Here is a 12106-nt window from a genome sequence, read left to right as displayed (position 1 = left end):
CACACCTGGGACCGGCAGGATCCCGGTTCCGTCGGACAGTGTGGCCTCGGTACCCCGGGCTGATCGCCCGCCCTGGACAAGGGTCGGGGCTCGTACCGGTGAAGCCGGTACGAGCCCCGATCCTTGTCCCTCACCCGCACGAGGCGGGCGGAACCCTCAGCAGATCCGCGGGAGTTGCTCCCCCATCGGCAGGTCGATGACGCGGGTGCCACCGAAGGGGGTGCGGCAGACGACCATGCCGGGGTGGTCCACCACGCACTCGCCGATCACGGCCGAGCGCGCGCCCAGCGGGTGCGCCCGCATCGCGGCGAGGACGGCGTCGGCGTGCTCGCGCGGGACGAAGGCGACCAGCTTGCCCTCGTTGGCGACGTAGAACGGGTCGAGGCCGAGGATCGCACAGGCGTTGGCGACCTGCGCGGGCACGGGGACGGCCCGCTCGTTCACCACGACGCCCACCCGGGCGGCCTCGGCGATCTCACCGAGCGCCGCCGCGAGACCGCCCCGGGTGGGGTCGCGCAGCACGTGCAGGTCGGGTGTGACGGCCAGCATCGCGGCCACCAGTGTGCCGAGGGCTGCGCAGTCGCTCTCGATCTCGACACCGAATTCCAGGCCCTCGCGCACGCTCATGATGGCCACGCCGTGCAGACCGATCTCACCGCTGACGATCACCACGTCACCGGGTGCGGCGCGCTGCGGCCGGATGTCGACTCCGGCGGGGACGAGCCCGATGCCGGCGGTGTTCACGTACACGCCGTCTCCGTGCCCGGCTTCGACGACCTTGGTGTCGCCGGTGACCACCTCCACCCCGGCGGCCCGGGCGGCGGCGCCCAGCGCCTGGGCGACGTGCGCGACCACGGCCGTCTCCACGCCCTCCTCCAGAATGAAGCCGCAGGACAGGTAGGCCGCCTGGGCCCCGCTCATGGCCAGGTCGTTGACGGTGCCGTTGACCGCGAGGTCGCCGATGCTGCCGCCGGGGAAGAAGAGCGGCCGCACGACGTAGGAATCGGTGGAGAAGGCGAGTCGGGCGCCGCCGAGCTCGACGACCGCCGAGTCCGCGAGCCCGGCGAGCACCGGCCCGCCGAAGGCCGGGGCGAACAGGTTCGCCACCAGTTCGGCCGACAGCACCCCGCCTCCGCCGTGCCCCATCACCACCCGGGGGTGGTCGCGCAGCGGCAGTGGGCAGCTCCATCCGAGGATGTCCGGGGCGCCGCCGGCGCCGCTCAGGGGCTGGGTCTGGGTCTGGGTCTCAGCCAACGGGGCTCGCCTCCCGGGCGATGCCCGGCGCGTCGAGCCGCCGGTAGAGGTAGTAGGCGGCGCAGGCGCCCTCGCTGGAGACCATGGTGGCGCCGAGCGGGGTGCGCGGGGTGCAGGCGGTGCCGAAGGCCTCGCACTGGTGCGGCTTGAGCAGCCCCTGGAGGACTTCCCCGCTGCGGCACTGCGCGGGTTCGACGGTGGTGATCCGCGCGACGTCGAAGCGGTGCTCGGCGTCGTGGTCGCGGTAGCGCGGGGAGAGCCGCCAGCCGCTGTCCGGGATGACGCCGATGCCGCGCCAGGCCCGGTCCGTCACCTCGAAGACGTCCTCCAGCATGGCCCGGGCCGCCGGGTTGCCCTCCGGGCGCACGGCCCGCGCGTAGGCGTTGTCGACGGTGTGCTCGCCGTTCTCCAACTGCCGTACGGTGCGCCGGATTCCCTCCAGGATGTCGAGCGGTTCGAAGCCGGTGACGACGATCGGCACCCGGTGGCGATCGGCGAGCGCGGGGTATTCGTCGGTCCCCATCACACTGCACACGTGTCCGGCGGCGAGGAAGCCCTGGACCCGGCACTGCGGCGAGTTCATGATGGCCTCGATGGCGGGTGGCACCCGTACGTGCGAGACCAGCATGCTGAAGTTGCCGATGCCCCGCTTCCTGGCCTGGTGCACCGCCATGGCGTTGGGTGGTGCGGTGGTCTCGAAGCCGATGCCGAAGAAGACGACCTCCCGGTGCGGGTTCTCCTCGGCGATCCGCAGCGCGTCCAACGGGGAGTACACCACCCGGACGTCGCCGCCCTCGCCGCGCACCCGGAAGAGGTCACGACCGGTACCGGGCACCCGCAGCATGTCGCCGAAGGAGCAGAAGATCACCTCGGGCCGGGCCGCGATCTCCAGCGCCTTGTCGATCACCTCCAGCGGGGTGACGCACACCGGGCAGCCCGGTCCGTGGATCAACTCGACCTCAGGTGGCAGCAGTTGATCGATCCCGTGTCGGATGATGCTGTGCGTCTGGCCGCCGCACACCTCCATCAGCGCCCACGGCCGGGTGACCGTCGCCCTGATGTCGGCGAGCAGGCCGCCGGCCAGCTCGGGGTTCTGGAACTCCTCCAGGTATCTCACCGCTCCTCCTCCTGCTTCGCCGAGGCCTCCGAGGCTGCCGCGGCAGCGGAGGCCGCCGCGGCCTCCCAGGGGTCGCCGAACTCCTCCTGGAGCAGGCCGAGTTCCTCGAACAGCTGCAAGGTCCGGCGAGCCGACTCCTCGTCCAGCCGCTGCAGCGCGAACCCGACGTGGACGATGGCGTACTCGCCCACCTTCAGGTCCGGCAGGTACTCCAGGCACACGTCCTTGACGACCCCGCCGAAGTCGACGACCGCCATCCTGGTCCCGTCGCGTTCCGCGATCTCCAACACTCTTCCGGGTACCGCCAGGCACATCGCGGTCTCCCTCCTCTCTCCGGTTCCTCCGAACCTGCCGAACTCCGTGCGGACGGCCACTCAGCCGTCGGCCCGCGCCGCCACCATCAACTGGCCGAGCGCGAGCCCCGCGTCGTTGGGCGGCACCCGGCGGTGCCGCAGCACGGTGAACCCGTCCTCCGCCAGGCCCCGCGCGCACGCCGAGGACAGCAGCGCGTTGGCGAAGACGCCGCCGCTCAGCGCGACCGTCTCGGTGCCGTGCCGCCGCCTGATCCCGGCGCAGACCGCCCGCACCAGCGCGGCCACCGCCGCATGGAACCGCGCCGCGATCAACCCGGGCGGCGCCCCTGCCGCCAGATCCGCCACCACCGCGGCCAGCACCGGCCCCGGTCTGGCGGTCACCACCGCGCCCTCGTCGACGAGTTGGAACGCGTAGCCCTCTCCCGGGCCGACCACCGGCCCGTGCGCGAGGGCGGCCGCCTCCAGCTCGATCGCCGCCTGCGCCTCGTACCCGGCTTGCTGGCATACCCCGGCCAGCGAGGACACCGCATCGAACAGCCGGCCCATGCTGGAGGTCGGCACGCAGTTCACCGATCGGTCCAACTGCTGTGACAGCAGCCGGAGTTCTTCAGCCGGGCAGGAGCACACCGGCGGCAGGCCGGCCGCCCACGGGATTCCTGCCGCCCGCAGATGGGCCAGCGCCATCCGGTACGGGCGCACCACGGCCGCGTCGCCCCCCGGCAGCGGAACGTAGTCGAGTCCGGCGAGACGCCGAAAGCCCCGGTAGTCGGCCAGCAGCGCCTCTCCGCCCCACACCGCGCCGTCCACTCCGTAACCGGTGCCGTCGAAGGCGATCCCGATCACGGGCCGGGTTCCGTCGAGGCCGTGTTCGGCCATCACCGAGGCGATGTGCGCGTGATGGTGCTGGACGTACCGCACCTCACGGCCCCGGGCCGACCTGCGCACGTGCCGGGCGGAGCGGTAGCCGGGGTGGCGGTCGACGACGAGCACTTCGGGCTGCACGCCGGTGACGGCGCCGAGGTGGTCGACCGCGCGGTCGAAGGCCCGGAGGGTGGCGAGGTCGTCCATGTCGCCGAGGTGGCCGGACAGCCAGGCGTAGCCGTCCCGGGCCAGCGCGAAGGTGTTCTTGAGGTCGCCGCCCGCGGCCAGCGCGGGCCGCACCGGTACCGGCAGGGGCACCGGGAGCGGCACGTAGCCGCGCGAGCGCCGTACCGGCAGCGGCTGCCCGTCCACCACCCGCACCACGGAGTCCTCGCAGGGCACGTGGATGGGGCGGTCGTGGGTGAGCCAGCCGTCGACCAGCGGGGCGAGGCGGGCGAGGGCCTCCCGGTCGTCCGTCACGATGGGCTCGCCGGACAGGTTGGCGCTGGTCATGACCAGCAGCCCGGGGCCGGGAGGGGCGAGCAGGAGGTGGTGCAGCGGGGTGTACGGCAGCAGGACGCCGAGGTCGGGGCTGCGCGGAGCGGCTGCTTCCAGCTCCGCGAGCCGATGTGCCCCCCGGCGCAGCAGCACGATCGGCCGCACCAGGCCGGTGAGCAGGTCTTCCTCGACGGGCCCCAGCTCCACCGCCCCGGCCGCCGCCAGGGCCCTGAGCTGGTCGAGGTCGCGGGCCATCAGGGCGAAGGGCTTGTCGCCGCGCCGCTTGCGTCGGCGCAGCAGGGCGACGGTGTCCGCGTCGGTGGCGTCGCAGGCCAGGTGGTAACCGCCGATGCCCTTGACGGCCAGGACCGCTCCGCAGGTGATCAGGCGCCGGGCCTCGGTGAGCGCCTGCTCGCCGTCGAGCACGGGGAGCCCGGGGACGGACAGGGTGAGGGTCGGGCCGCAGGTGTGGCAGGCGACGGGCTGGGCGTGGAAGCGCCGGTCGGCCGGGTCGGCGTACTCGCGGGCGCAGTCGGGGCACATCGCGAAGGCCGCCATCGTGGTGTTGGCCCGGTCGTACGGCAGGGCGGTGACGATGGTGTGGCGGGGCCCGCAGTTGGTGCAGCTGATGAACGGGTGCCGGTAGCGACGGTCGGCGGGGTCGGCCAGTTCGGCGAGGCAGTCGGCGCAGGTGGCGGTGTCCGGGGGGATCTGGGTGCGGTGCGGTCCGTCGGCGCGGGAGGGGGTGATGACGAAGCCCGGTGTGCCGGTGACGGCCAGCGGCTGGTGGTCCACCGAGGCGACGTCGGCGAGCGGGGGCGCGTCGCTGGCGATGCGTCGGCAGAACGCCGTCACCGCCTCGCCGGGGCCCTCGATCTCGGCGAGCACGCCCTCGCCGGTGTTGGTGACGCTGCCGGACAGCCCGAGTTCGGTGGCGAGGGTGAAGACGAACGGTCGGAAGCCGACGCCCTGGACGAGTCCGCGCACGGCGACCCGGCGGCGCTGGAGCAGGGGCGGCTGCTGGTCCGTGGTCACGGCAGGTCCACGGCCGGGTGCGGGTGGTCGTGGGCCCCCGCGTGGGCGTGGTCGTTGCCGTGGTCGTGATCGTGGTGGTGGTGGTGGTTGCTGTGGTCGTGATGGTGGTTGCCGTGGTCGTGGTCGTGAGCGCCGGCCATCACCGGCCGGTGGACCTGCGCGCCGGCCAGCACCGCGAGCGCCCGGTCCAGCAGCGCCCCGGCGCCCTGCCCGGTGCGGGCCGAGGTGAAGACCACCTCCACCCCCGGGTTGACCCGCGCGACGCTCGCGAGGAAGGCCGCTTCGTCGAACTGCGCCGCCACCGCGAGGTCCGCCTTGGTGACCAGCACCAGGTTGGCCAGTCCGAAGGCGGTCGGGTACTTGAGCGGCTTGTCCTCTCCCTCGGTGACCGAGGCGAGGACGACCCGCAGCGATTCGCCGAGGTCGTAGGAGGCGGGGCAGACCAGGTTGCCGACGTTCTCGACGAACAGCAGCCGGGTGTCCGGCGGCAGCCAGCCGGCCAGGTGCCCGCGCAGCATCGCCGTCTCCAAGTGGCAGAGGCCGTCGGTGAGGACCTGCTTGACCGGCGCGCCCGAACGGGCCAGCCGACGCGCGTCGTTCTCGGTCGCGAGGTCGGCGGTGAGGGCCGCGACGGGCACCTCGCGCTCCCGGGCCAGGCCGAGTTCGGCCTCCAGGAGCGCCGTCTTGCCGCTGCCCGGGCTGGACAGCAGGTTCACCACGACGGTGCCCCGAGCGGCCAGTTCCGCCCGTAGCCGCCGGGCGTCGTCGTCGTTGCGGGCGAGAACCGCCTGCCGGAGATCAACGGTGCGACACATCGGTTTCAGCCTCCTTGATCGGTCCGGGCGCCCGCCGGGGGCTCGGACCACTCGACGCCGAGGATCTGCAGTTCACGCCCGGCCAGCAGTTCGACCCTGCCGCCGGCGCAGCGCGGGCAGCCCAGGTCGGGCGGCATGCCGACGCTCCACTCGACCCCGCAGGGTGTGCACTTCGCCCGTGCGGCGACGGCCTCGGTCTCCAGCACCGCACCTTCCAACAGCGTTCCTGCGCAGGCCAGTTCGAAGCAGAAGTCGAGTGCCGACGGGACGACTCCGGCCAGTTCGCCGACCTGCAGCCGGACTCTGGCCACGGCGCTCTCCCCGTGTGCGCGGGCGGCCCGGTCCACCTGGTCGACGACGGCCGTCGCGATCGACATCTCGTGCATCTGTCTCGTTTCCCGCGGTTGGAGGCGCCCGGCTCCCTGGGGGCGCGGGCCCGGTGTCCGGGCCCCGTGAGCAGCAGGCCCCGTGAGCAACAGGCCCCGTGAGCAACAGGCCCCATTACAGGGTGCGGCGGCGGGAACGGCTCGAAGCCGCGCCGCCGCCGCATCCGTGACTACCTGTTCGCAGCAGGCCGGCGGTGGCCCCCGTGCGTACTGCTCCACTACCGCTTCCGCTCCTACATCCGCCGGATCCGCAGGTAGCGCCTCAGGTCGGGAAGGCTCTGCCAGATCAGCGCCGCGGCCGCGGCCAGGACGGCCGCGCCGGCCGCGACGGCGAGGTTCTTCAGCATGGTGCCGCCTCTCTGTGGGTGTGTGCGTCCGTGGTGAGGACGCGCAGGATCACGGCGACCGCCTCGTCGACGGCGGCGGCCACCGGGGTGCTCAGTCCGATTCCCTCCTCCAGCGAGGCGGGTTCGCAGCCGACCACCAGGACCCGCCCGGGCGCGGTGCCGCCCGTTCCGGCGGCCAGGGTGGCGAGCAGGGCCAGCACGGCGTCCGGGCCCATCCGGTGGCCGTCCAGGACCATCGATTCCACCGGTCCGGCGTCCGCTTCGATCAGGTACACCGTCCCCGGCTCGCCGCCGCGCGCGGTGGCGTCGACGAGCACCAGCGTCCGGTAGCCGTCGAGGAGTTGGTAGGCCAGGTGCACGCCGCGCACGCCGACGTCGAGGAGCTCGACGCCGGCGGGCAGCTCCCGGGCGGCGAGGCGCCGGACGGTCTCGACCCCGAAGCCGTCGTCGCCGAGGAAGATGTTGCCGACCCCGGCGACCAGGACCCGCCCGGTCCGGTCGGCGCTCACGCCCCCTCCACCGGGGTGACCTCGTCGGGCTGGAAGTACCGGAACCGGCCCTGCGCCCGCCACAGGTCGGCGCCCGGGTCGTCGTCCACGGTGACGGCCAGGTGCACCGAACCGTCGACGTCGTACAGCACCGCCTCCACCAGCGCGGTGCGCCCGTGCAGGAACACGTCCTGGGCGTCGGTGCGGCGGCGCCCAGGACGGAGCCGCACCCGGCTGCCGGCGGCGACCGGGCGGCCGTCGATCACCACCTCGTCCCGTTCGGGGTCGGTCTGCGGGTCGTTGCCCGGATCCCACCAGGGCCGGTCCGCCCCGGCTTCGGGATCGGTGAGTTCGCGCAGCCCCCGGACGGCGCCGTGCAGCCGCTCCAGGATCTCGGGGGGCATCGAGTCGGCGAGGTCGATCACCGCGCCGGCCCGGTCGTCGGTGCCCCGCGCCTCGCGCTTCTCCCGCTCGGTCAGGGCCGCGGTGCGCAGCGCGAGGATCTCGTCGATCTCGGTGGCGTCGTAGAGCGCGCCGGGGCTCTCGGGCGCGATGTGCGGGTGGTCCTCCAGGATGATCGGCGAGGAGAGCAGCACCTTGCCGCTGCCGGGCGGGCCTGCCAGCACGGGCCAGGTGTGCTCGTTGCGGCAGGCGCGCACCGCCTCGCCCGCCCACTCGGGCGGGTCGGTCGCCGAGAGGAAGGAGCCGCGGTCGAGGCCGAGCAGCAGGTGGGCCGAGACGAGGGCGTGTGCCAGTGCGGCCTCGCGCCGGGTGCCGGGCGTCGGGTCCCAGTCGGAGGTGTTCTCCACCAGGACGGTCAGCCGCTGCGCCCGGTAGGGGCCGGGTACGTCCTCGGCGGTGATCCGCAGTCGGCCCTGGACCCGTTCGCGGCGGCGCAGGAGCCGCCCGGCCAACGCACCGTCCTCGACGAGCGGCTCCTCGTCCTCGGCCGCGTCGAGTTCGAAGCCGCGGACGGCCTCGCCGGCCGCCAGTTCCTCGACCGGGACGAGGAGTTCGATCCGCTCCTCGACCCCTTCGTCCCAGGGGACGAGCACCCGGTCGGCGAGCTCCAGCTCATCGACGGTCCGGAATCCACCCTGTCGGCCGGCCTCCTGGACCGTCCGCCGCTGGAGGCGCAGGAACCGCAGCTCGACGGCCAGCCGGTCGCCCTGGCGCGCTTCCATCACGCACTCGGTGCGCTGGTGGGAGTGCTCGCCGCTGTCGGCGCCGTAACGCGGCGGGGTCAGGACGCCGAACTGCCAGCGCAGCCGGTTCTTGGCCGCTGACGCCCGGTAGGGGTAGAGCACGTAGCCCTCGAACAGGACGGCGTCGGCGATCTGCCGGGCGTGGGCGAACCTGTTCTCGCTCTCGTGGGCGGGCGCGGTCACCGCTCCCCCTTCGCGGTCTGGGCCGCCTCGGCGGCCTGGGGTGGCTTCAAGGCATGGGTCGTGGCTGCGGTCCGGGGCGGCTTCGCAGCGTGGGCCGTGCCGAGCAGCTCGCGCACGGTGGCCTCCCAGGACGGCAGGGCGTGCCGGGAGCGGTAGGCGAGCAGTTCGGCCATCAGGTCGGCGGGCAGCCGGAGCCAGCCGCAGCCCGGGAAGTGCGCGTCGATCGCCTCCCGCCAGACCTTGACCGGCATCCGCACGGCGGCTTCCTGGTCCCAGGCCACCGGGGTGACCTGGAAGCCGCCGGGGCCGGCGAAGGCGGTGCCCGAGAAGAGCAGCAGCAGCGGCACGTCCCCGTCGTCCAGTGCGGCGAGGTAGCGGGCGGCGGAGACGTCCATGTCGTAGGTGCAGGGCACCACCAGGTCCGTCTCGGTCTCGCCGGTGAAGGCGCCGACCAGCAGCGGGACCTGGGCGAACTGGACCGGGTGGAGGGTGCCGGCCCAGCGTGAGCGCTCGCCGAACAGGTCGGTCAGCCGCCCGCCCTCGGCGTCGCCGTAGCGGCGCCGGGCCGGTTCGATCCGCAGTTGGCAGCGCAGCGCCAGTGCGTGCACCCGCACGTCGGCGGGGGCGGTGATGCGCAGCCGGAAGACCAGGGCGGGCCCGGCGGCGTAGGGGTCGGCCCGCACTCCGGTGCAGGCGAAGGAGATCGAGGTCACCGGGCGCCGCCTTCGGGGAGGACGCGGGACCGGGCGGCCAGGCGGTCGAAGAAGGCGGTCTGTTCGGCGCGTGCCTCGGCCCCGCCGTCGAAGCCCTTCCAGCAGCGCCGCAGTCGGCCGACGAGTTCGTAGCAGACGTCGACCGGCACCAGGTAGCACTGGATGCCGTCGGTGTCGCGCCGCAACAGCAGCGCCTCGACGTCCGGCCGCAGTGCGGCGTGGAGACGGCTGGCGCCGAGCGCGGCCTGCCAGGCGGCCTCGTCGGGTTCGGCCTCGGTCGCGCCGCCCGGGCCGGGGTAGAGCAGGACGGACCGCTGCTGGCGTGTGGTGCGCAGCAGGAACGCGGTGGCGACCGGGATGCCGAGGGCGGCCCAGGCGTCCTCGCCGAGGGGGTGCGCCGGGTCGGTCAGGTAGCGGTCGGGGACGGCGCGGTAGCGGCCGTCGGCCGCGCCGGGCTGCTGGAACAGCAGGGCGCAGGCGGTGCAGGAGCAGGTGAGCGCCTGCTGGTCGGTGTCCGCCAGGTGGCGGTGCTCGGCGGGCAGGTGCTGTCCGCAGAACTCGCAGCGTTGCGGCTGCGGGGGTGCGGGCTCCCGCAGCCGGCGCAGCAGCGCGGTGCCGGGCCGGTCGAGCTGGCGGAAGGTCATCGCGGGTCCGCCGGGGGCCGAGCGCCGATCTGCAGCAGTTCCGCGGGGCGTTCGAGTTCGACCGCGGTGACCTCGGGGGCGTGGCAGGCCAGGGCGTTCTCGATGTCCTGTTCGCCGCACCCGCAGCCGCTTCGGGTGCGGCGCAGCCGGGCGGTGCCGGTGGCGGGGTCGAAGGCGGCGAGGTCGACCGGTTCGGGCAGGGTGGCGAGTGCGCGGGTGATGCGGGCGGTGACGTCCTCGGGGTGCAGGTCGTGCAGGACGAGCAGCCCGGCCAGTGACGGTTCGTCCAGCAGCCGGGCCAGCGCGGTGGGCGGCAGGGCCTGGACGAGGCGGGCCAGGGCGTCGCCGTAGAGGGCCATCAGTTCGCGGACGAGGTGCTCGCCGGCCTCCTGCGCGTCGGCGCCGGCCAGTTGGTCCAGGGCCTCCTGGATGCGGGCCCCCGCCTGTTCCGGGGTCATGCGGTGAGTCCGCTCAGCCCGGTGGGCACGTGCATGGTCTGCACCGTTCGGCCGTCGCCCAGGTACATGTGGACGCCGCAGGGCAGGCAGGGGTCGAAGCTGCGCACGGCGCGCATGATGTCGATGCCCTTGAAGGTCTCCGGGGGGTTCTCCTCGAAGATCGGGGTGTTCTGGACGGCGTCCTCGTAGGGGCCGGGGGTGCCGAAGCTGTCGCGAACGCTGGCGTTCCACGGGGTCGGCGGGTAGGGGTGGTAGTTGGCGATCTTGCCGTCCCGGATCACCATGTGGTGGGACAGCACGCCGCGTACGGCCTCGGTGAAGCCGCAGCCGATCGACTCGTCCGGCACCTCGAAGCGCTCCCAGGTCTGGCTGCGCCCGGCCCGGACCTCGTCGAGCGCCTTCTCGGCGAAGTGCAGGGCGGCGGCGGCCGCGTAGGCCTGGAAGTAGGTGCGGGCGCGGTTGCGTTCGATGGCGTTGCTCCACTGCGGGATCTTCCACTCGAAGGTGGTCTCCGGCTTGGTCATGGAGCGCGGCAGGTTGATCTGCACGCTGTGTCCGGTGGCCTTGATGTAGCCGATGTCGACCAGTCCGGAGAGCGCGGTGGACCACAGGCGGGCGATCGGGCCGCCGCCGGTGTCGAGGGCGAGGTAGTCCTTGCCGTCGAACCAGCGGGGGGACATCACCCAGCTGTACTTGTCGTCGAAGTCGCGTTTCTGCGGGGCCGGGATGGTGTGCTGGTTCCAGGGGTGGCGGGGGTCGACGGGGTTGCCCAGCGGGTCGTGGGTGACGAAGAGCTCCTTGCCCTGCCAGTCCTGGTAGTAGGAGCTGCCGAGCAGGATGCGGATGCCGAGGTTGATCTCGGTGAGGTCGTTGGTGACGAGTTTGCCGTCCACCACGATGCCCGGGGTGACGAACATCCGCCGGCCCCAGTCCGTCATGTTGCGGTAGGTGAAGTCGCAGTGGTCCGGGTCGTTGAGGCTGCCCCAGCAGCCGAGCATGACGCGGCGCCGGCCGACCTCCTCGTAGCCGGGCAGGGCCTCGTAGAAGAAGTCGAAGAGGTCGTCGTGCAGCGGCACGACCTTCTTCATGAACTCCACGTAGCGCATCAGCCGGGTCAGGTAGTCGGTGAACAGCTGGACGGTGGCCACCGTGCCGACGCCGCCGGGGTAGAGGGTGGAGGGGTGCACGTGGCGGCCCTCCATCAGGCAGAACATCTCCCGGGTGTAGCGGCTGACCTGGAGCGCCTCGCGGTAGAACTCGCCCTCGATGGGGTTCAGTGAGCGCATGATGTCGGCGATGGTGCGGTACCCGTGGTCGCCGGCGTGGGGTGCCTCGGTGCGTTCGGCCAGTTCCAGGACGCCGGGGTTGGTCTCGCGGACCATCTTCTCGCAGTAGTCGACCCCGACCAGGTTCTCCTGGAAGATGTTGTGGTCGAACATGTACTCGGCGGCCTCGCCGAGGTTGATGATCCACTCGCCGAGGTGCGGGGGCTTGACCCCGTAGGCCATGTTCTGCGCGTAGACCGAACAGGTGGCGTGGTTGTCGCCGCAGATGCCGCAGATCCGGCTGGTGATGAAGTGCGCGTCGCGCGGGTCCTTGCCGCGCATGAAGACGCTGTAGCCGCGGAAGACCGAGGAGGTGCTGTAGCACTCCGCGACCTTCTTCTGCTTGAAGTCGATCTTCGTGTGGATGCCCAGGCTGCCCACGATCCGGGTGATCGGGTCCCAGGACATCTCCACCAGACCGCTGCCGTCGCCGGCCGTCCTGGTCGTCGGTGCCATCGTCTGT

The 12106-nt window shown here is 73.0% G+C and carries 13 protein-coding genes; all 13 read right to left on the bottom strand.

Going from position 1 to position 12106, the window contains the following annotated elements:
* Nucleotides 1–156: 156 nt before the first annotated feature.
* Nucleotides 157–1254 carry a hydrogenase expression/formation protein HypE gene (gene hypE, locus OG556_RS32550; protein ID WP_371522473.1) on the bottom strand — a complete coding sequence of 366 codons (1098 nt, stop codon included), beginning with the start codon at nt 1252–1254 and terminating at the stop codon, nt 157–159.
* Complete coding sequence (gene hypD / locus OG556_RS32545) at nt 1247–2371, bottom strand: hydrogenase formation protein HypD (protein ID WP_371522471.1); 1125 nt, start codon at nt 2369–2371, stop codon at nt 1247–1249. Before hypD ends, hypE begins: the two co-directional genes overlap by 8 nt.
* Nucleotides 2368–2685, bottom strand: a complete 318-nt coding sequence (locus OG556_RS32540) for a HypC/HybG/HupF family hydrogenase formation chaperone (RefSeq protein WP_371522469.1) — start codon at nt 2683–2685, stop codon at nt 2368–2370. The genes hypD and OG556_RS32540 overlap by 4 nt, the downstream gene beginning before the upstream one ends.
* A gap of 60 nt (nt 2686–2745) precedes the next feature.
* On the bottom strand, nt 2746–5079 hold the full coding sequence (gene hypF / locus OG556_RS32535) for a carbamoyltransferase HypF (protein ID WP_371522467.1): 2334 nt from the start codon (nt 5077–5079) through the stop codon (nt 2746–2748).
* Entirely contained in the window at nt 5076–5894 is an 819-nt protein-coding gene (hypB, locus tag OG556_RS32530; protein WP_371522465.1) for a hydrogenase nickel incorporation protein HypB, read from the bottom strand. Before hypB ends, hypF begins: the two co-directional genes overlap by 4 nt.
* 5 nt (nt 5895–5899) lie before the next feature.
* Nucleotides 5900–6280, bottom strand: a complete 381-nt coding sequence (gene hypA, locus OG556_RS32525; protein ID WP_371522463.1) for a hydrogenase maturation nickel metallochaperone HypA — start codon at nt 6278–6280, stop codon at nt 5900–5902.
* A 233-nt stretch (nt 6281–6513) separates the two neighbouring features.
* Complete coding sequence (locus OG556_RS32520) at nt 6514–6627, bottom strand: hypothetical protein (protein WP_371522461.1); 114 nt, start codon at nt 6625–6627, stop codon at nt 6514–6516.
* Complete coding sequence (locus OG556_RS32515) at nt 6621–7136, bottom strand: hydrogenase maturation protease (RefSeq protein ID WP_363588691.1); 516 nt, start codon at nt 7134–7136, stop codon at nt 6621–6623. Before OG556_RS32515 ends, OG556_RS32520 begins: the two co-directional genes overlap by 7 nt.
* A complete protein-coding gene (locus tag OG556_RS32510) occupies nt 7133–8503 on the bottom strand; it encodes a hypothetical protein (protein WP_371522459.1) in 1371 nt (456 codons plus the stop codon). The genes OG556_RS32515 and OG556_RS32510 overlap by 4 nt, the downstream gene beginning before the upstream one ends.
* A complete protein-coding gene (locus OG556_RS32505) occupies nt 8500–9216 on the bottom strand; it encodes a DUF6084 family protein (RefSeq protein WP_371522457.1) in 717 nt (238 codons plus the stop codon). Before OG556_RS32505 ends, OG556_RS32510 begins: the two co-directional genes overlap by 4 nt.
* Complete coding sequence (locus OG556_RS32500) at nt 9213–9860, bottom strand: DUF5947 family protein (RefSeq protein WP_371522455.1); 648 nt, start codon at nt 9858–9860, stop codon at nt 9213–9215. The genes OG556_RS32505 and OG556_RS32500 overlap by 4 nt, the downstream gene beginning before the upstream one ends.
* On the bottom strand, nt 9857–10318 hold the full coding sequence (locus tag OG556_RS32495) for a thioredoxin (protein WP_371522453.1): 462 nt from the start codon (nt 10316–10318) through the stop codon (nt 9857–9859). The genes OG556_RS32500 and OG556_RS32495 overlap by 4 nt, the downstream gene beginning before the upstream one ends.
* Nucleotides 10315–12099: a nickel-dependent hydrogenase large subunit gene (locus tag OG556_RS32490; RefSeq protein WP_371522451.1), complete on the bottom strand. Its 1785-nt coding sequence runs from the start codon at nt 12097–12099 to the stop codon at nt 10315–10317. Before OG556_RS32490 ends, OG556_RS32495 begins: the two co-directional genes overlap by 4 nt.
* Nucleotides 12100–12106 lie beyond the last annotated feature (7 nt).

This window comes from Kitasatospora sp. NBC_01300, assembly GCF_041435235.1.
In the GTDB taxonomy this organism is placed as follows: Bacteria; Actinomycetota; Actinomycetes; order Streptomycetales; family Streptomycetaceae; genus Kitasatospora.
This window is presented reverse-complemented; position numbering and strand designations above follow the sequence as displayed.